Origin of the sequence: Micromonospora aurantiaca ATCC 27029, from assembly GCF_000145235.1 — a bacterium.
Lineage (GTDB): Bacteria > Actinomycetota > Actinomycetes > Mycobacteriales > Micromonosporaceae > Micromonospora > Micromonospora aurantiaca.
This window is the reverse complement of record NC_014391.1, coordinates 4,450,362-4,468,184: the sequence shown is the minus strand read 5'-3', so window position 1 is coordinate 4,468,184 and position 17,823 is coordinate 4,450,362. Positions and strand designations below refer to the sequence as shown.

The window sequence follows — 17,823 nt, the reverse complement described above, 5'->3', positions numbered from 1 at the left end:
CGCCCCTGCGGCGGTGGGCCCTGCGGTGACGGACGGGGCGGAGCGCTACGACTGCCACCGCGACCACGGGCCGTACGCCGGGGTCTCGGCCTTCCTCGGCCGGGTCGCCGCCGACCCTGACCCGGCCCGGCCGGGGAGCCGGCGCTCATCGTGCGCCGGCCCCGGTCCGGGGAGGGGAGCGGGTTCAGCAGCCCTGGCGGCGGCTGTAGATCTGGTGGCGCTCACCGGCCCATCCGATGTAGCCGACCGCCTCGACGCAGTAGTTCGCCGTACCGGTGACGGCGACCGGGCCGGCGTAATAGCTGAAGTCACCGGAATTGGTGTCCGCGCCGCCCGACCGGGTGCAGTGCGCGCCCTCGCCCGACCGCTCCGCGCAGCGGTAGATCTGCACGAAGGTCGGCGCCGACCTCCCGTACGCCGCGCCGCGGTGGTAGAAGCAGGCGCTGTTGGTGCCCCCGTTGCTGCTGTTGTAGTAGATCACCAGTTCACCGAGCCCGGACGACTGCACCTGGCTGTAGGTGATGGTCCCCGAGCAGGAGCCGGCCGCCTGGGCGGCGGGGGCGCCGACAGTCAGGCCCGCCGCGACGGTCACCAGCGCCGTCAGCGCCGAAAGCATGCGTTTCATGTACCTACCTACCCAATCCACAGTCGACTGTTCCGTAGTGGATCTTAATCAACCGGTGACCTTCGCCGTGGCCCTGATCCATAGGCAACCACCTATTGACAAACAATATTAACAATTGGACCCTGCTGAGAGAGCGCTCTCCCGTCCCCCTGTCTCCCGCGAGGTGTCCCCATGCGTCTCCGAAGAAGGCTGCTCGCCGCCGCGTCCGCCCTGCTCGCCGGGCTCACCGGCGCCGTCGTCGCTACGCCCGCCCAGGCGGTCGGACCGGCGTTGCTGCCGGTCACCGTCACCAACACCACCGGCCGCAGCGACCCGGTCCACCTCTACGTCATCGGCGTCCAGCTGTCCTCCGGCCGGCTCGGCTACGTCACCTCCGGCGGCGGATTCGTACCGTGGACCGGCGGGCAGCTCCCGCCGTCGCCCGCGCCGGACGTCTCGATACCGGGCCCCGGCAACGGCGGCAGCACCACGATCCAGTTCCCCCGCGGCTTCTCCGGCCGGGCCTACTTCTCCCTCGGGCAGAAGCTCAAGTTCTTCCTCACCCCGGACGGACTGGTGCAGCCCGCGCCCTGGGCGGCCGGTGACGCGAACCGAGACATCCTCTTCGACTGGAGCGAGTTCACCTACAACGACTCCGGGCTGTGGCTCAACAGCTCCCAGGTCGACATGTTCGCGATCCCGCACGCGGTCACCGTGACCGGCGCCAACGGCGTCACCAAGCGCACCGGCGACGTGGTGGCCAACGGACGCAACGCGGTCATCGACGGGATCCGGGCGCAGCCGGGCTGGGCCGGCACCGTCCACACCCGCTCCGACGGGACCGTCCTGCGCGTCCTGGCTCCGGGCAAGGCGGCCGGGGCCGGCCTGCTCAGCACCACCTACCTGGACTCGTACATCGCGTCCGCGTGGAACGCGTACACCACGAAGACCCTGACCGTGGCGCCCTTCGCCGACCAGCCGGCCATCCGGTACTACGGCCGCACCTCGGGCAACACCATGACCTTCACCAACGGCAGCGGCCAGGTGGTCGCCTCCTTCAACCGGCCCTCCTCGGCCAGCGTCTGGGGCTGCGACGGCGACCTGCCCGCGCCGAACGACCAGGTGGTCGGCCCGATCTCGCGTACGCTCTGCGCCGCCCTCAACCGAGGCACGCTCGGCACCGTCGACACCCAGCCGAGCACGAACGCCGCCGACTTCTACCGCAGCAACCCCACCAACCAGTACGCACGCCTGATCCACGCCAACATGACCGACGGCCGGGCGTACGCGTTCGCCTTCGACGACGTCGGTGGATTCGAGTCGCTGGTGCACGACGGCGATCCCCGTTCGGCCGGACTGATCCTCAGCCCGTTCACCGGCGGTGGCGGCGGCACCCCGACCACCGGGGTGCCAGTGGTCAGCAACTGGAACAACAAGTGCATCGACGTGCCGAGCTCCAACTTCGTCGACCGCGCGCCGTTGCAGATGTGGAACTGCAACAACACCAACGCGCAGAAGTGGACGTTCAGCGGCACGGCGCTCAAGAGCCAGAACAACAAGTGCATGGACATCGACGCCGGGTCCACCGCGAACGGGGCGGCGGTGCAGCTCTACACCTGCAACGGCACCGGCGCCCAGCAGTTCACCCTGAACGCGGCCGGAGACCTGGTCAACCTCCAGGCCGGCAAGTGCGTCGACATCAAGGACTGGAACGGCAACGACGGCGCGAGGCTCCAGCTCTGGGACTGCGGGGGCACGGCCAACCAGAAGTGGCGCAAGGGCTGACCAGCCATGCGAACGGTGGCGGGGGCCGACCGCGAGTCGCTCCCGTCACCGGCAGGCGACGGACGAGACGGCCGGTGACACGACGCCGCGCACCGAGGCGTCCATCGACGTTCATCCAACAGATCGATGTGCGTAAGCTCCGCCCGGTCAGATCTGGGGAACCTACCGAGGAGGTTCCATGGATCGTCGAGCAATGCTGCGGGCCACTGTCGTCGGTGCGGGCGCTGTCGCGCTGCCGTTCACCGCGTGGTCGGCGGCGTACGGAGCCCCGGCGCAGAACGCGGCGGGCCCCTATGGTGGGCTCCAGCCCGCCGACGCCAACGGCATCCAGTTGCCGGCCGGCTTCACCAGCTCGATCGTCGCACGATCCCGTCGGACGGTGCCGGGGACGTCGTACACCTGGCACGACGCTCCGGACGGTGGCGCCGTGTTCCCGAACGGCACCGGCTGGATCTACGTGTCGAACTCCGAGGTGTCAGCCGGTGCGGGCGGCGGTGCCTCACGCCTCGTCTTCAACTCCAGCGGCGCCGTGGTCGGGGCGTCGCGGATCCTCTCCGGCACCAACAACAACTGCGCCGGCGGGAAGACGCCGTGGAACACCTGGCTCTCCTGCGAGGAGGTGTCCCTGGGCCGGGTCTTCGAGACGTACCCCCTCGGCGGGACCGCCGTGGCGCGTCCCGCGCTGGGCCGGTTCAAGCACGAGGCGGCCGCGGCCGACCCGGTCCGCCGGGTCGTCTACCTGACCGAGGACGAGACCGACGGCAAGTTCTACCGGTTCGTGCCGACCACCTGGGGCGACCTCTCCGCCGGAACCCTCCAGGTCTTCCGCGCCGGTACGGCGACCTCCGGCACGTTCACCTGGGCCACGGTGCCCGACCCGGACGGCTCGCCCACCCCGACCCGGCAGCAGGTGTCCGGCGCGAAGACGTTCAACGGCGGCGAGGGCTGTCACTACGCGGATGACACCGTCTGGTTCACCACGAAGGGCGACAACCGCGTGTGGCAGGTCAACCTGGCCGCCGGCACGTACGAGCTCGCCTACGACGACAACCTGGTCAGTCCGGGCACCCCTCCGCTGACCGGGGTCGACAACATCACCGGGTCCACTGCCGGTGACCTGTACGTCGCGGAGGACGGCGGGAACATGGAGATCTGCATGATCACGCCCGACGACAAGATCTCGGTCTTCCTGCGGATCACCGGACAGAGCGGTTCGGAGATCACCGGGCCGGCGTTCACCCCGGCGGGGGACCGGCTGTACTTCTCGTCGCAACGCGGCACGACCGGCTCGTCCTCCGGCGGCATCACCTACTGCGTCACCGGGCCGTTCCGCCGATGACCGGCTCCCGGCCCCGCTGACAGTGACCACGAGGTCGAGGACGCCCGGTCTTCACCGGGCGTCCCGCCGGCCGTCACGGCACGTGTCCGGATCCTGGCGCATTGACATCGGCGCTCCGGCCACAGCAGACTGTCGCGACAACTGAACCACCGCGTGTACGTGCGGGGGAAGACCGGTCGAAATCCGGCGCTGGCCCGCAACGGTAGGCCGCCCAGAGAAATCTGCGGCGGCGAGCCCGAATACCCGTCGTACGCGTGCATCCGCTCCCCACCCGTCGTGGCCCACGGGTCGGAGTCCCGGTCGACGCGGCGTTGCCGCGGTCGTCCGGGCTTGCGACCGCCGGGCCGGAAAGGCGCTTCCGATGGTCGTCCGCCGAAGCCGGCACCGCCTGCTCGCGCTCCTCTGCGGCGTACTCGCCGCTCTCACCCTCACCACACCCGCCGTCGCCGCCCCCGAGCGCGCCGCCCTCACCCGCCCGGAGGCCGCCGGCGGCTGGCTCGCCCGGCAACTCGTCGACGGCGAACGCTTCGAGGCGGTCTTCGACGGTGTCGCGTACCCCGACCAGGGGCTGACCCTCGACGCCGTGTTCGCCTTCGCCGCCACCGGCGTCGCCGACGACCACGGCGCCGACGCGCTGGCCTGGGTCACCCGGCCGGACATCCGCGACGGCTACCTCGGCGACGGCGTCTCCGAGGCGTACGCGGGTGCGACCGCCAAGCTCGCCCTCGCCGTGCAGGTGCGCGGCGGCGACCCGGCCGACGTCGGCGGGGTGGACCTGATCGCCCGGCTGCGCTCGCTCCAGACGCCGGCCGGCAGGTTCAGCGACCGGTCCGCGTACGGCGACTACAGCAACGCGTTCAGCCAATCCTTCGCGCTGCTGGCGCTGGACCGTACGGCGGGCGGAGCGCCACCGGCGGCGGCCGCCTGGCTGGCCGGCACCCGGTGCCCGGACGGCGGCTACCCGCTGCTGCCCGCGCAACCGGTCTGCACGTCCGACGTGGACGCCACCGCGCTCGCGGCACAGGCGCTGCGCGCCGCGGACCGTCCGGCCGACGCCGCCGCCGGGCTGCGCTGGCTGGTGTCCGTTCAGCGTGCCGACGGCGGCTTCGCCAACGCGGGCGGCACGCCGAACGCCAACAGCACCGGCCTCGCCGCGCAGGCCCTGCGCGACGGCCACCGGCTGCCGGCCTGGGCGCGGGCCCGGGCATTCCTCGCCGGACTCCAGGTCGGCTGCGCCGGGGCGCCGGCCGACAGGGGCGCTGTCGACTTCGACGGCGGCGGCTTCGACCCGGCCACCGCACCCCGGGCGACCGCCCAGGCCGTCCTCGGTCTCACCGGGATCGGGTACGCCCGTCTGTCCGCCGTCGGCGCCGACCCCGGCGCACCGGCACTCGCCTGCCCGTGAACCGCTTCGCCGCTCGCCCGATCACAGGAGGATCCGTGTTCCGTCATCGTTCCACAGTCCGCACCTGGCTGGCCGGTCTCCTGGCCGCCGTCGTGGCCGGCGTCGCGCTGACCGCAGTCGAACCCGCGCCCCGGGCGGCGCACGCCGCCGCCTGCGCGGGCACCTCGGGAGTCACGGTGGTCGTCGACTTCGCCACGCTCGGCGGCGGCGTCCAGGTCGCCTGTGCGCCGGGCGATCCGGCCACCGGCCTGGCCGCGCTTCAGGCCGCCGGCTTCACAGTCACCGGCACCGCCCGCTGGGGCCTGGCCTTCGTCTGCCGGATCAACGGCAAGCCCACCGCCGCGACCGAGCCGTGCGTCAACACCCCGCCGGCCACGGCGTACTGGTCGTACTGGCATGCGTCCAGCGGCGGCTCCTGGTCCTACAGCACGTCGGGGGCGACCGGCTACAACCCCGCGCCGGGCAGTGTCGAGGGCTGGTCCTTCGGCGCCGGCGCCCCGCCGAGCATCGCCGCTCCCTAGGTGTGACCGGCGGCGCACCGGGTGCCGGCAACTGCTCTGGCGTCGTCGCGCGCCCGGGCGGTACGGTGTCGGCACCCGGTGCGCCGGGCACACAACTGCATACGTCCCGCGCGGGGGGAAGCCGGTTCGAAGCCGGCGCTGACCCGCAACCGTGAGCGAGAGTCCCCCTTTCGCGAGCCGGAATGCCCCGCCCGGGACGAGCGGCTTCCACTGTCGAGGTCTACAGGGTGAAGTCCGGGCCGCCGAGGTCCGACCACCCCGCTCACCGCAGCACGCGGAGCGGGGTGTCCGTTTCTCGGGGTGCTTTCCGGAGGTTTCACCGACCGCTCTGCGAAAGGCACCCCTGATGCCCCTGTCCCGGCGTCTCACCACCGGCCTCGGTATGGCCACGGTGACGGCTCTCGCCGCGATCACCGGCGCCCCGCCGGCCGTTGTCGCGGCACCCGCCCCGGCCCACGTCACAGCCGCCCGCGAGGCCGCGTCCTGGCTGGCCGGCGAGTTCACCGACGGTTCGCTGCCCGGCCCGTTCGCCCCCGAGGACTGGGGGCTGACCATCGACGGACTGGTCGCGCTGTCCGCCACCGGCGTCGACGCGCCGACCCGGCAGGCGGCAACCGCGCAGGTCGCGAGACACGTACGGTCCTACAACAGCTACGACGACTGGGGCATCGAGGGCTTCACCGACGGCGGGGCCACCGCCAAGCTGCTCTACGCCGCGGCCGCCGCCGACGCGGACCCCACCGACTTCGGCGGCTACGACCTGCGGGCGGAAACGCTGTCGCTGATCGCCACGGCCGACGCCGGGCACCAGCGGGGGCGGATCACCAGCCGTACCACCGCCGACAGCGGCCCGGACGCCAGCAACACCTTCGACCAGTCCTTCGCCGTGCTCGGCCTGGCCCGCAGTGGCGATCTGCCACAGGACACTGTGGACTTCCTGATCCGGCAGCAGTGTGCGGCAGGTGGCTTCCGGCTCTACCCGGACGCCGCCGACGGACCCTCGCCGTCCTGCGACGACCAACCCGGCGCCACCCTCGACGTCGACTCGACAGCGATGGCCGTGCAGGCGTTGCTGGCCGCCGCCGAGGACGGCGCCACCGGCGCCGGCGACGCCGCCCGCAAGGGCGCCGACTGGCTGGTCACCCAGCAGCACACCGACGGCTCCTTCGGCGGCTCGGGACCGACCACCGGCGCGAACTCCAACAGCACCGGCCTGGCCGGGCAGGCCCTCGCCGCCGCCGGCCGCGACGACGAGGCCGCCCGGGCGGCGAAGGCCCTGGCCGCGCTGCAGCTCACCGCGGGCAACGGTGGGGCGGCCTCCGCCGACGCCGGCGCGATCGCCTACAACACCGACGGGTTCACGACTGCCGCCGCGGCCGGGATCACCGACACCGACCGGGACCAGTGGCGCCGGGCCACCGCGCAGGCATTGCTCGGGCTGGCCCAGGTTCCGCTGGGCCGGATCGGCCTCGACCCGCCGCCCACGTCGAATCCCACCCCGACCGGCACGGCCTCGCCCACCGCGCCCGCCACGCCCACCGCGTCTCCCACGCTCACCACGTCGCCTCCGCCGACCGGCAGCGCCGGCCCGACGCCGAGCGTGACCAGTCCTCCGGCGACACCCGCGCCCACGACCGCGGCGCCGACCACCGCCGCTCCGCCGATCACCACCCCGGCCGCGTCAGGGCTGGGCGGGCTGCCGACCACCGGCGCGGCGATCGGCAGCTACCTGCTGATCGCGCTGCTGCTGATCGGTGGCGGAGTGACACTGCTCGTGCTCGGCCGACGGCGGGCGGGATGAGCCTCCGCGCCGCCCGCGGTGCGCTGGCCGTCGCCCTGGTCACCGCGGGCACCACGATCGGACCGGGCGGTCCTGCGGTGGCCGCCGGGTCGGCCGGATACTGCCCGGACGCCTCCGGGGTGACAGTCGTGGTGGACTTCAACGAACTCGGCGGCGGAACGGTGGTGCGCTGCGCGCCGGGCGCCCAGGCCAGCGGCCTCGCGGCGCTCAAGAACGCGGGCTTCCCGATCACCGGAACCCTGCGCTGGGGTGAGGGGTTCATCTGCCGGATCGACGGCAAGCCGTCGGCCGCGACGGAGAAGTGCGTCGACACGCCGCCGGCGAGCGCCTACTGGTCGTACTGGCACGCGCCGAACGGCGGCAGCTGGACGTACAGCGACAAGGGTGTGCTCAACCGCAAGCCGGCGGCCGGCAGCTTCGAGGGCTGGTCGTTCTCCCTCAACCGCAACGCCGATGACGCGCCTCGTCCCGGCGTCGCGCCGAAACGCCCCGCCCCTCCACCGCCGCCACCACCACCGCCCCCTCCGCCGCCGCCACCCGCGGGCGGCGGGCCGGCGGTGCCACCACCGGCGGGAGGAACCGTCGCACCGCCGCCGGTCGCCGGTGGCCGGCCCGGCGAGCCCACCCGGCCGGCCGGCACCTCCGGCCCGCCGGCCTCCGTCAGCCCGCCGGCCTCCGCCGGCGCGTCACCGACGGCCGGTACGCCGACCCTGGCGGCGACGCCGGGTGCCGCCACCGGAACGGCACCGCAGGGCTCCTCCGACGAGCCGGTGGTGACAGATGTCGCCGCGTCCCGTGACGACGACGGCCTGCCACTGGGCACGATCGCCGGGGTGCTGCTGCTCGCCGCGCTCGCCACCGGCGCGCTGGTCGCGGCCCGACGACGCCGTGCCGCCGGCCCGGATGACTGACGCCACGGGCACCGGGTCGCGGACGGCTGACGCCGGCCGGCTGCCGGGCCGGTGGCCGGTGTGGTGGCTACCCCGAGGGCTGCACCCGGGCGCATGGTGGCTGTGGGCGCTCGGCCTGGCCACCGCGGCCAGCCACACCACGAATCCGCTGCCGCTGGCCCTGCTCGTCGCCGTCGCCGGTCTGGTGGTGGTGCGCCGCCGGGGCGACGCGCCGTGGGCGTTGGCGTTCCGCATGTACGTGTGGCTCGGCGCGGTGATCGTCACGATGCGCGTCGTGTTCCGGATCGTGCTCGGCGGCGGCCAGGGCGAGCACATCCTGGTCCGGCTGCCGGAGATCCCGCTGCCCGAGTGGGCGGCGGGCATCCGTCTGTTCGGACCGGTCGCCGTCGAGCAGATCCTCGGTGGCTTCTACGACGGGCTGCGGCTGGCGGCGATGCTGATCTGCCTCGGCGCGGCGAACGCCCTGGCCAACCCGAAACGGCTGCTCAAGGCCGTACCCGGAGCGCTGTACGCGGTCGGCACCGCCGTCGTGGTCGCGTTGTCGGTCGCCCCGCAGCTGGTGGAGAGCGTGTTACGGGTCCGCCGGGCCCGTCGGCTGCGCGGCGCGTCCGGCCGGGGGATGCGGGCGCTGCGCGGGATCGCCCTGCCGGTGCTGGCCGACGCGTTGGACCGGTCCCTGGCCCTCGCGGCGGCGATGGACTCCCGTGGTTACGGCCGCACCGCGGCGGTGCCCGCCGGGCAGCGAACCGTCACCGGCGCGCTCGTGCTCGGCGGGCTGGTCGGCGTGTGTGCCGGCACCTACGGGCTGCTCGACACCGCCGCACCCGGCTACCTGGGGCTGCCGATGCTCCTGGCCGGACTGACCGCCGCCGTGACCGGCATGCTGCTCGCCGGCCGCCGGGTCCGCCGCAGCCGGTACCGACCGGACCGCTGGCGCCCGGCCGAGCTGCTCGTGGCCGGCTGCGGGGTGGCCGCCGCGGCACTGACCATGCTCGCCGGCTCAGTGGACCCGGAACTCCTCTACCCGCCGGTCAGCCCGCTCACCTGGCCCCAGCTGACCCCGCTGATGCTTCTCGCCGTGGGCGTCGCGGCGGCACCCGCCTGGCTGGCGCCGCCACCACCGCCGACGGCACGTGCCGGACGCCCGCCGGCGGTGGACCGGCCGTTCCCCGTCACGGACGTGCCGGCAGACGGAGAGCGCGCCGCGACCGCGACGACACCGGGAGACCGTCCATGATCACTTTCGACCGGGTCACCGTCCACTACGCCGAGGGCGGCCCGCGGCCGTTGCGGGACGTGACGCTCCGCATCGAGGAGGGTGAACTCTGCCTGGTCGCGGGCCGTACCGGCGCCGGAAAGTCGACGCTGCTGCGGGCGATCAACGGCCTCGTCCCGCACTTCACCGGCGGCACCCTGCACGGCGCCGTCACCGTCGACGGCAGGGACACCCGCACGCACCCGCCGCGCGATCTCGCCGACGTCGTCGGCGTGGTCGGCCAGGACCCGCTGGCCGGGTTCGTCACCGACACCGTCGAGGAGGAACTGGCGTACGGGATGGAGCAGCTCGCCCTGTCACCCGCGGTGATGCGCAAGCGGGTGGAGGAGACCCTGGACCTGCTCGGCATCGCCGACCTGCGTGACCGGCCGCTGCGGACGCTGTCCGGCGGGCAGCAACAGCGGGTCGCCATCGGCGCGGTGCTCACCGCGCACCCCCGGGTGCTGGTGCTCGACGAACCCACCTCCGCGCTGGACCCCACCGCCGCGGAGGACGTGCTCGCCACCGTCACCCGGCTGGTGCACGACCTCGGAGTGACAGTGGTCCTGGCCGAGCACCGGCTGGAGCGCGTGCTGCAGTACGCCGACCGGCTGCTGTACCTGCCCGGCGACGGCCGCGTCCACGACGGGACACCGGCAACCGCGCTGGCCCGCATCGACATCGCGCCACCCCTGATCGAGCTGGGTCGCCTCGCCGGCTGGACACCGCTGCCGCTGTCGGTCCGTGACGCCCGCCGACGGGCGTCCGACCTGCGGCACCGGCTCGCCGGCGTGGACCCGCCGCCGGTCCCGGCGGGAGCGGACACCGGTCCCACGCTGACCGCGCGGAAGATCGTCGTACGGTATCCGGGGACCGTCGCGGTGGCCGGTGTCGACCTCGATCTGCGCGCCGGACGGGTCGTCGCGTTGATGGGCCGCAACGGATCCGGCAAGTCCAGCCTGCTCTGGGCGGTGCAGGGCAGCGGCCCCCGCCACGGCGGCACCGTGGCCGTGACCGGGCCGCAGGGCACCGTCGACCCGAAGGCCCTGCCGGCCGGTCAGGCCCGCCGGCACGTCGGCCTCGTCCCGCAGAACTCCGGCGACCTGCTCTACCTGGAGACCGTCGACGCGGAGTGCGCCCAGGCCGACCGGGAGACCGGCGTGCCGGCCGGCACCTGCCGGGCGCTGGTGGACCAGCTCGTCCCCGGACTGCCCGGTGACCGGCACCCCCGGGACCTGTCCGAGGGACAGCGGCTCGCCCTCGCGCTCGCCGTGCAGCTCACCGCCGCTCCGCCGGTGGTCCTGCTCGACGAGCCGACCCGCGGCCTGGACTACCACGCCAAGCGGCAGTTCACCGCCGTCGTCCGGATGCTGGCCGGCGACGGCCGGGCGGTGGTGGTCGCCACCCACGACGTCGAACTCGTCGCGACCCTCGCCGATCGGGTGATCGTGATGGCCGAGGGGGAGATCGTCTCCGACGGCACCACCGCAGAGGTCATGCTGGCCTCGCCGGCGTTCGCGCCGCAGGTGGCCAAGGTTCTCGCCCCCGCACCCTGGCTGACAGTGGAACAGGTCGCCGCCGCGATCAACGCGACCGGGGCACCGGCATGAGTGTCCTGCGGGTCGCCCCGCGTACCGCTGTGGTGCTGACCCTCGCCTCGGCCGCCGCGCTGGCCACCTTCACCTGGCCCTTCTTCGTCCCCGCACACCCGGAGACCACCGCCCGCACCGGCGAGGCGCCGCTGGTCTTCATCGTCATGCTGCCGGTACTCGTGGCGCTCGTCCTCGCCGAACTCACCTCCGGCGGTATCGACAGCAAAGCCCTGGCGATGCTCGGCGTACTCGCCGCCGTCAACGCCGCCCTGCGCCCCCTGGGCGCGGGGACCGCGGGCATCGAGACGGTGTTCTTCCTGCTCGTCCTCGCCGGCCGGGTCTTCGGACCCGGGTTCGGGTTCCTGCTCGGCGCCACGTCGCTGTTCGCCTCCGCCCTGCTCACCGCCGGCGTCGGGCCGTGGCTGCCGTTCCAGATGCTCTGCGCCTCCTGGATCGGCCTCGGCGCCGGCCTGCTCCCGGCCCGGTTGCGCGGCCGGGCCGAGGTCGCCGTCCTGGCCGGGTACGGGGTTCTCGCCGCCTACGGCTACGGCCTGCTGATGAACCTGTGGTTCTGGCCGTTCAGCGTCGGCGCGGACACCCAGCTGTCCTACGTCGCCGGCGCCCCCGTACTGGAGAACCTGCACCGTCTCGCCCTGTTCACCGCCGTCACCTCCACCTTCGGCTGGGACACCGGCCGCGCGATCACCACCGCCGTGGCGATCGTCCTCGCCGGTCCGGCCGTCCTCGCCGCGCTGCGCCGCGCCGTCCGGCGGGCCGCGTTCGGCGCGCCGGTCACCTTCGCCACAGCGTGCGACCCGCCCACGCCCCGGGCGGACGGCGACGACGTGACCACGCCCGGCGTCCCGCTGTCGTCCTCGCGTCAGGACGGAGACGTCGTGACCGGGCACGCGCTCGGATCAGCGGCGGATCAGGCCGAGTTCGGTGGCGGAGGCGACGGCCGCGGTGCGTGAGTCGACGCCGAGTTTGGCGTAGATGCGGGCCAGGTGGGACTTGACGGTGCCTTCGGTCAGGTGCAGGCGGGTGCCGATGCTGTGGTTGGACAAGCCGTCGGCGACCAGGGCGAGAACCTCGGTCTCGCGTCGGGTCAGGGCGGTGCCCGGCGTGCGCAGCCGGTTCATCAGCCGGTTCGCGACGGTGGGCGCCAGCGTGGTGCGCCCGGCGGCGGCGGTGCGGACGGCGGCAGCCAGGTCTTCGGGTGGGGCGTCCTTGAGGAGGTAGCCGGTGGCACCGGCCTCGATGGCGGGCAGTGTGTCGGCGTCGGAGTCGTAGGTGGTGACGATCAGCACGCGCGGCGCTTCCGGGCGGGCGGTGATCCGGGCGGTGGCTTCGGCGCCGCCCATGCCCTTCCCGAACTGCAGGTCCATCAGCACGACGTCGATGTCGCCTTCGCCTGCACGGGTGACGGCCTCCTCGGCGGTGGCGGCTTCGGCCACGACGACGAGGCCGGGTTCGGTTTCCAGCACGGCGCGCAGTCCGGCCCGTACGACCGGGTGGTCGTCGGCCAGGAGGAGGCGGACGGGGACGTCGTCGGTCACGGGCGGCCCTCGGGCTCGGTCCTGCTGGGCGGGGTGAGGGGAAGCTCGGCGGTCAGGGCGGTGCCGTGGCCGGGCGCGGACTCGACGGCCAGGGTGCCGCCGAGGGCGTTCATGCGGGCGCGCATGGCCGTCAGGCCGAAGCCGCCGCTGTCGACGTCGGGGGCGGGCAGACGGTCGGGGTCGAAGCCTTGCCCGTTGTCGACGACGTGAAGGGCGATGCGGTCGCCGAGACATCTGAGGGTGACCTCGGCCGTGGTGGCCCGGGCGTGGCGGACCGTGTTCGCGAGGGCGGACTGGGCGATACGCAGGAGCGCCACCTCGTGGGCGGTCGACAGCGATACGGGGGCGCCGACGAGGTGGAAGCGGGCGGCGATGCGGTGGCGGGCACTGGTGGTGGTGCACAGGCGTTCCAGGGCGCCGGCCAGGGTGGTGCCTTCCAGGGTGGGCGGGGTGAGTGCGGCGACGAAGCGGCGGGCCTCGGCGAGGTTGTCCACGGCGACCTGGCGGGCCGCGTCGACGTGGCCGGAGGCGGCACCGGGCCGGCCGGGCAGGGCGCGCTCGGCGGCGCGCAGCAGCAGTTGGATGCTGGACAGGCCCTGGGCGAGAGTGTCGTGGATCTCGCGGGCCAGACGCTCGCGTTCGGCGAGTACGCCGGCCGTGTGCTCGGCCCGGGCCAGGTCGGCCCGGGTGGCGGTGAGTTCCTCGATCAGCTGCCTGCGCTGTTCGCTCTCCCGATACAGGGCCTGGTATCCCCACACCACCCCGACGGCGACGGCGGCGCCGAGCGCGGGACCGATCACCGTGGCCGCGGTGAAGGAGCCGGTGTGAGCACCGAACCCGGCGACGGCCGCCGCGGCGGTGGCGATCACGGCAGCCAGGCCGGCGCGGCGCGGCAGCAGGTGGAGCTGGAGGAAGTACAGCGGGAAGGCCACCCAGATCGCATCGGGGGACAGGCTCAGCAACACCAGCCACGCGGCGCCCACGGCGGCCAGCCACCAGGCGGCGGCCCACCGCGAGCGGCGGATGCGGGGGAGGAGCGGCCCGATGGCGTACGCCAGGCCGCACGCCACCGACGCAGCGACGATCGATCCGGCGCGGGGCCGGTCGTCGGCCACCGCCCGGCCGGCAGCCAGGACGAGCAGGCCGATGATCAGCAGGTGCAGGCACCAGGCCAGGGCTCGGGTGGTCGGGGTCAGGGCAGGGGCAGCGGTGCTCACAGTGCGTCCCACGTTGCCGAGGCCGGCGCCCCGGGGGCCTCTATCGAAAGTTAGAACCCGTGCGCCGTCCTTCGGCCCGCGAAGTGCCCGCCTACGCCAGACGCGGACACGGGCGCCGGCCGCGATGGTGGAGTCGTACCGCTTCCACCGCCGAAAGGACAGGCCACTGCCGTGTTTGTCGCCTGGAGAGATCTGAAGTTCGCCAAGGGACGCTTCGCCCTGATGGGGACCGTCATCGTGCTGATCACCCTGCTGGTCGGGCTGCTGTCCGGGTTGACGGCCGGACTGGGCCGGCAGAACGTCTCCGCCATCACCGGCCTGCCCGCCGACAGGATCGCCTTCCAGGCCCCCGGCGAGGGCCAGGGCGTGTCGTACTCCAACTCCACAGTCACCGAGAAGCAGTGGCAGCAGTGGGCCGAGGCGCCCGGAGTGACAGGCGCCGAACCGCTGGGCATCGCCACGACGAGGGCCACCGCCGGAAACAGGAGCGCCGGGGTCTCCGCCTTCGGCGTCCGGCCCGGCTCCCACCTGGCCCCCGGCAGCGGCCGGATCGACGGCCGCTCGGCAGTGCTGTCCACCAGGGCCGCCGACGACCTCGGTGTGAAGGCCGGTGACTCCGTCACCCTCGCCGGGCAGCGACTGACAGTGGCGGCCGTACGCGGCGACGCCTCCTTCAGTCACACCCCTGTGGTGTGGATCAGCTTGGACGTGTGGCAGAAGATCGCGCCTCCCACCGGCACCGGCGGCGGCAGCCCGGCGGCCACCGTCGTCGCCCTGACCACCACCTCGGGGGCCGATCTGGTGGCCACCGACCGGCAGGCGGGCACCAAGACGGTCTCCGTCGACGACTCGCTGTCCGCGATCGGCTCCTACACCTCCGAGAACGGCTCCCTCCAGCTGATGCGCGGCTTCCTGTTCGCCATCTCCGCCCTCGTCATCGGAGCGTTCTTCACCGTCTGGACGATCCAGCGCAGCGGCGACGTCGCAGTGCTCAAGGCACTCGGCGCCTCGACCGCCACCCTTCTCAAGGACGCCATCGGGCAGGCCGTCGTCCTGCTCGCCGGCGGCACCCTGCTCGGCACCGGCATCGCCGCCGCGCTCGGCGCCCTCGTCGCCGGGTCAGCTGTGCCGTTCGTCCTCACCCCGGTGACCGTCCTCCTTCCCGCGGCCGTGATGGTCGTCCTCGGCGCCCTCGGAGCCGCCCTGGCCATCCGCCGCATCACCTCCGTCGACCCGCTGACCGCCCTGGGGAGCGCCCGATGAGCCTGAACCTGACCGACATCACCCTCACCTACCCCGACGGCGAGGGCCGCCTGACCGCCCTCGACCGCGTCACCCTGGACGTGCCCAAGGGGAGCCTCACCGCCGTGATCGGCCCCTCCGGCTCCGGCAAGTCCAGCCTCCTCGCGGTCGCCGCGACCCTCATCACCCCCGACACCGGCACCGTCACCGTCGACGGCACCCCGACTACCGGTCTCATTCGGGCCGAACTCGCCGACCTGCGCCGCCGCAAGATCGGCATCGTCTTCCAGCAGCCCAACCTGCTGCCCTCCCTCACCGCCGCCGAGCAGCTCCAGGTCATGGCCCAGATCGACGGCCGCCCACCGGCCGATGCCCGTACCCGCGCCGTGGAACTGCTCGACGCGGTCGGCCTCGCCGGTCAGGCCGACCGCCGGCCGCACCAGCTCTCCGGCGGCCAGCGCCAACGCGTCAACATCGCCCGCGCCCTGATGAACAACCCCACGGTCCTGCTCGTCGACGAACCCACCAGCGCCCTCGACCACGAACGCGGCGCCGCCGTCATCGACCTGATCACCCGCCTCACCCACCAGCAGGCCACCGCCACCGTCCTGGTCACCCACGACCGCACCCACCTCACCGCCGTCGACCAGATCGCCGAGGTCCACGACGGCCGCCTCCACGTTCCGGCACCAGCCCGCTGAAGCGGGTGTTCCGGGGGGCGGGTCGGCGCAGCGGCCTGCGGGCTGCTGTCGACGTCGTGATCCAATGAAGCGCATGGTTGTCCAGCGGATCACCGCCGGCCTGCTGTTGCTGATCGGGTTTCTGGCGATGGCGGCCTCCCACACCTTCCCGTTCCTCGACGATCTCTCCGAACCGGCAGAGTCGGCGGTCGCGATCGGGGGCGCGGCGTGCCTGCTGGCGGGGGTGTGGCTGTGGTTGCGCAAGCCGGCGGACCGGTCGTCCGCGCCCTCGGCCGGTGACGGTGAGAGCCCGTGACGGCGCGCGGATCGAGGCCGGGAGAGAGCCGGCGCTCGCGGTGACACGTCCGCCCGCCGCTCACTCCGGCGGGCGCCGCCCGTCGTCGTGCTCGACGGGCGGTCCCGGCTGAGGCGTCGGATACTGAGCCGATGACCAACCCCGACCTCGATCCCGAGGTGTACCCGCCGATCGACCCTCGTGAGGACGTGCCGGACGACCCCGGCGAACTCCTCCCGGACACGCCCGGCGAACTGCCCGAGGCGCCGGTCGAGCCGATGCCCGACGACGGTGAGCCCGGGGGCGTTCCCGAACCGGCCTGACCGGCCGGCACCGGGGCACCCGACAGATCGACGATGATGGATAATCCTGTGGTGACCGGCGCGCCGACCGCAGGGGAGACCGGATGAGGATCGTCGACGCCCGGGTGATCGTGACCTGCCCCGGCCGGAACTTCGTGACCCTGAAGGTCGTCACCGACGCCGGCGTCACCGGCGTCGGTGACGCCACCCTCAACGGCCGGGAACTCGCAGTCGCGTCCTACCTGCGTGACCACGTCGTGCCGCTGCTGATCGGGCGCGACCCGGCCCGGATCGAGGACACCTGGCAGTACCTCTACCAGGGGTCGTACTGGCGGCGCGGGCCGGTCACGATGAGCGCCGTCGCCGCCGTGGACACCGCGCTGTGGGACATCAAGGGCAAGGTCGCCGGGCTGCCGGTCTACCAGCTGCTCGGTGGCCGGTCCCGCGAGGGCGTGACCGTGTACGGGCACGCCAACGGCGAGACCGTCGACGAGGTGCTGACCGAGGTCGCCCGCTTCGTCGACCTCGGCTACCGCGCGGTCCGGGTGCAGTGCGGTGTGCCCGGCCTGCCCCGGACGTACGGCGTCAGCGCGGACAAGATGTTCTACGAGCCCGCCGACGCTGCGCTGCCGACCGAGGCGAGCTGGTCGACGGAGGCCTACCTGGCCCACGTGCCGGGCGTGTTCGCCCGGGTCCGCGAGGAGTTCGGGCCCACCCTCCGGCTGCTGCACGACGTGCACCACCGGCTCACCCCGATCGAGGCGGCGCGGCTCGGCAGGAGCCTGGAGCCGTACGCGCTGACCTGGATGGAGGATCCCGTACCGGCGGACCTGCAGGAGGGTTTCCGGCTCATCCGCTCGCACACCACCACGCCGATCGCGGTCGGCGAGGTCTTCAGCAGCATCTGGGACGCGGCCCAGCTCATCCGGGAACAGCTCATCGACTACGTGCGCACCACTGTGGTCCACGCCGGCGGGATCACCCACCTGCGACGCATCTTCGACCTCGCCGCGCTGCACCACGTCCGCAGCGGCTCGCACGGGGCCACCGACCTGTCCCCTGTCTGCATGGCCGCCGCGCTGCACCTGGACCTCGCCATCCCCAACTTCGGCCTGCAGGAGTACATGCGGCACACCGAGGCGACGGACGAGGTGTTCCCGCACGGCTACCACTACGAGGGCGGCTACCTGCATCCGGCCGAGACTCCGGGACTCGGTGTGGACATCGACGAGCGAGCGGCGGCTCGCTACCCGTACGCGCCGGCCTACCTGCCTGTGAACCGGTTGACGGACGGCACCGTGCACCCGTGGTGAGCGCG

General features: G+C 73.4%; 17 protein-coding genes and 2 riboswitches. Of the genes, 14 read left to right on the top strand and 3 right to left on the bottom strand.

Annotated elements, in window-relative coordinates; genetic code table 11:
* Nucleotides 1–184: 184 nt before the first annotated feature.
* Complete coding sequence (locus tag MICAU_RS19575) at nucleotides 185–625, bottom strand: hypothetical protein (protein ID WP_013287086.1); 441 nt, start codon at nucleotides 623–625, stop codon at nucleotides 185–187.
* Between the two features lie 171 nt (nucleotides 626–796).
* On the opposite strand from MICAU_RS19575, the gene MICAU_RS19570 reads away from it, so the two are divergent.
* The 9 genes from MICAU_RS19570 (at nucleotide 797) to MICAU_RS19530 (ending at nucleotide 12,184) form a co-directional block, all read left to right on the top strand.
* Nucleotides 797–2,389 (top strand): beta-1,3-glucanase family protein, encoded by a 1,593-nt coding sequence (locus tag MICAU_RS19570; protein ID WP_013287085.1) that lies wholly within the window; start codon nucleotides 797–799, stop codon nucleotides 2,387–2,389.
* Nucleotides 2,390–2,567: 178 nt separating this feature from the next.
* Nucleotides 2,568–3,728 carry an alkaline phosphatase PhoX gene (locus MICAU_RS19565; RefSeq protein ID WP_013287084.1) on the top strand — a complete coding sequence of 387 codons (1,161 nt, stop codon included), beginning with the start codon at nucleotides 2,568–2,570 and terminating at the stop codon, nucleotides 3,726–3,728.
* A 141-nt stretch (nucleotides 3,729–3,869) separates the two neighbouring features.
* Nucleotides 3,870–3,993: riboswitch (cobalamin riboswitch) on the top strand.
* A 96-nt stretch (nucleotides 3,994–4,089) separates the two neighbouring features.
* A complete protein-coding gene (locus MICAU_RS19560) occupies nucleotides 4,090–5,133 on the top strand; it encodes a peptidase (RefSeq protein WP_013287083.1) in 1,044 nt (347 codons plus the stop codon).
* Between the two features lie 35 nt (nucleotides 5,134–5,168).
* The gene (locus tag MICAU_RS19555; RefSeq protein ID WP_013287082.1) at nucleotides 5,169–5,654 is read left to right on the top strand and encodes an SCO2322-related protein; all 486 of its coding nucleotides are present in this window, start codon (nucleotides 5,169–5,171) and stop codon (nucleotides 5,652–5,654) included.
* A 114-nt stretch (nucleotides 5,655–5,768) separates the two neighbouring features.
* Nucleotides 5,769–5,842, top strand: a riboswitch (cobalamin riboswitch).
* A 158-nt stretch (nucleotides 5,843–6,000) separates the two neighbouring features.
* Nucleotides 6,001–7,455, top strand: coding sequence for a prenyltransferase/squalene oxidase repeat-containing protein (locus tag MICAU_RS19550; protein WP_013287081.1), 1,455 nt, complete (start codon nucleotides 6,001–6,003; stop codon nucleotides 7,453–7,455).
* Nucleotides 7,452–8,366, top strand: a complete 915-nt coding sequence (locus MICAU_RS19545) for an SCO2322-related protein (protein WP_013287080.1) — start codon at nucleotides 7,452–7,454, stop codon at nucleotides 8,364–8,366. Before MICAU_RS19550 ends, MICAU_RS19545 begins: the two co-directional genes overlap by 4 nt.
* Nucleotides 8,359–9,603 carry a CbiQ family ECF transporter T component gene (locus tag MICAU_RS19540; RefSeq protein ID WP_013287079.1) on the top strand — a complete coding sequence of 415 codons (1,245 nt, stop codon included), beginning with the start codon at nucleotides 8,359–8,361 and terminating at the stop codon, nucleotides 9,601–9,603. The genes MICAU_RS19545 and MICAU_RS19540 overlap by 8 nt, the downstream gene beginning before the upstream one ends.
* Nucleotides 9,600–11,231, top strand: a complete 1,632-nt coding sequence (locus tag MICAU_RS19535) for an ABC transporter ATP-binding protein (RefSeq protein WP_013287078.1) — start codon at nucleotides 9,600–9,602, stop codon at nucleotides 11,229–11,231. The genes MICAU_RS19540 and MICAU_RS19535 overlap by 4 nt, the downstream gene beginning before the upstream one ends.
* Nucleotides 11,228–12,184 carry an ECF transporter S component gene (locus MICAU_RS19530; RefSeq protein ID WP_013287077.1) on the top strand — a complete coding sequence of 319 codons (957 nt, stop codon included), beginning with the start codon at nucleotides 11,228–11,230 and terminating at the stop codon, nucleotides 12,182–12,184. Before MICAU_RS19535 ends, MICAU_RS19530 begins: the two co-directional genes overlap by 4 nt.
* Here MICAU_RS19530 and MICAU_RS19525 read toward each other — a convergent pair.
* Together MICAU_RS19525 and MICAU_RS19520 are read right to left on the bottom strand one after the other, a co-directional pair.
* Nucleotides 12,131–12,769 (bottom strand): response regulator, encoded by a 639-nt coding sequence (locus MICAU_RS19525; RefSeq protein WP_013287076.1) that lies wholly within the window; start codon nucleotides 12,767–12,769, stop codon nucleotides 12,131–12,133. The genes MICAU_RS19530 and MICAU_RS19525 overlap by 54 nt on opposite strands.
* Nucleotides 12,766–13,986, bottom strand: coding sequence for a sensor histidine kinase (locus MICAU_RS19520; RefSeq protein ID WP_013287075.1), 1,221 nt, complete (start codon nucleotides 13,984–13,986; stop codon nucleotides 12,766–12,768). Before MICAU_RS19520 ends, MICAU_RS19525 begins: the two co-directional genes overlap by 4 nt.
* 222 nt (nucleotides 13,987–14,208) lie before the next feature.
* On the opposite strand from MICAU_RS19520, the gene MICAU_RS19515 reads away from it, so the two are divergent.
* The 5 genes from MICAU_RS19515 to manD all read left to right on the top strand — a co-directional run bounded on the left by MICAU_RS19515 (nucleotide 14,209) and on the right by manD (nucleotide 17,818).
* Nucleotides 14,209–15,249 carry an ABC transporter permease gene (locus tag MICAU_RS19515; RefSeq protein ID WP_222948030.1) on the top strand — a complete coding sequence of 347 codons (1,041 nt, stop codon included), beginning with the start codon at nucleotides 14,209–14,211 and terminating at the stop codon, nucleotides 15,247–15,249.
* Entirely contained in the window at nucleotides 15,246–15,929 is a 684-nt protein-coding gene (locus MICAU_RS19510) for an ABC transporter ATP-binding protein (protein WP_013287073.1), read from the top strand. Before MICAU_RS19515 ends, MICAU_RS19510 begins: the two co-directional genes overlap by 4 nt.
* 73 nt (nucleotides 15,930–16,002) lie before the next feature.
* A complete protein-coding gene (locus tag MICAU_RS19505; RefSeq protein WP_225319635.1) occupies nucleotides 16,003–16,224 on the top strand; it encodes a hypothetical protein in 222 nt (73 codons plus the stop codon).
* A gap of 131 nt (nucleotides 16,225–16,355) precedes the next feature.
* Nucleotides 16,356–16,526 (top strand): hypothetical protein, encoded by a 171-nt coding sequence (locus MICAU_RS32735; protein ID WP_013287071.1) that lies wholly within the window; start codon nucleotides 16,356–16,358, stop codon nucleotides 16,524–16,526.
* Between the two features lie 83 nt (nucleotides 16,527–16,609).
* Complete coding sequence (gene manD, locus MICAU_RS19500) at nucleotides 16,610–17,818, top strand: D-mannonate dehydratase ManD (RefSeq protein WP_013287070.1); 1,209 nt, start codon at nucleotides 16,610–16,612, stop codon at nucleotides 17,816–17,818.
* Nucleotides 17,819–17,823: the final 5 nt, after the last annotated feature.

Bases quoted from the DNA above. Each gene is read 5' to 3' on its own strand.
- MICAU_RS19575 (WP_013287086.1), bottom strand. From the start codon at position 625: ATGAAACGCATGCTTTCGGCGCTGACGGCGCTGGTGACCGTCGCGGCG.
- MICAU_RS19570 (WP_013287085.1), top strand. From the start codon at position 797: ATGCGTCTCCGAAGAAGGCTGCTCGCCGCCGCGTCCGCCCTGCTCGCC.
- MICAU_RS19565 (WP_013287084.1), top strand. From the start codon at position 2,568: ATGGATCGTCGAGCAATGCTGCGGGCCACTGTCGTCGGTGCGGGCGCT.
- MICAU_RS19560 (WP_013287083.1), top strand. From the start codon at position 4,090: ATGGTCGTCCGCCGAAGCCGGCACCGCCTGCTCGCGCTCCTCTGCGGC.
- MICAU_RS19550 (WP_013287081.1), top strand. From the start codon at position 6,001: ATGCCCCTGTCCCGGCGTCTCACCACCGGCCTCGGTATGGCCACGGTG.
- MICAU_RS19545 (WP_013287080.1), top strand. From the start codon at position 7,452: ATGAGCCTCCGCGCCGCCCGCGGTGCGCTGGCCGTCGCCCTGGTCACC.
- MICAU_RS19540 (WP_013287079.1), top strand. From the start codon at position 8,359: ATGACTGACGCCACGGGCACCGGGTCGCGGACGGCTGACGCCGGCCGG.
- MICAU_RS19535 (WP_013287078.1), top strand. From the start codon at position 9,600: ATGATCACTTTCGACCGGGTCACCGTCCACTACGCCGAGGGCGGCCCG.
- MICAU_RS19530 (WP_013287077.1), top strand. From the start codon at position 11,228: ATGAGTGTCCTGCGGGTCGCCCCGCGTACCGCTGTGGTGCTGACCCTC.
- MICAU_RS19515 (WP_222948030.1), top strand. From the start codon at position 14,209: ATGGGGACCGTCATCGTGCTGATCACCCTGCTGGTCGGGCTGCTGTCC.
- MICAU_RS19510 (WP_013287073.1), top strand. From the start codon at position 15,246: ATGAGCCTGAACCTGACCGACATCACCCTCACCTACCCCGACGGCGAG.
- MICAU_RS19505 (WP_225319635.1), top strand. From the start codon at position 16,003: ATGGTTGTCCAGCGGATCACCGCCGGCCTGCTGTTGCTGATCGGGTTT.
- MICAU_RS32735 (WP_013287071.1), top strand. From the start codon at position 16,356: ATGACCAACCCCGACCTCGATCCCGAGGTGTACCCGCCGATCGACCCT.
- manD (WP_013287070.1), top strand. From the start codon at position 16,610: ATGAGGATCGTCGACGCCCGGGTGATCGTGACCTGCCCCGGCCGGAAC.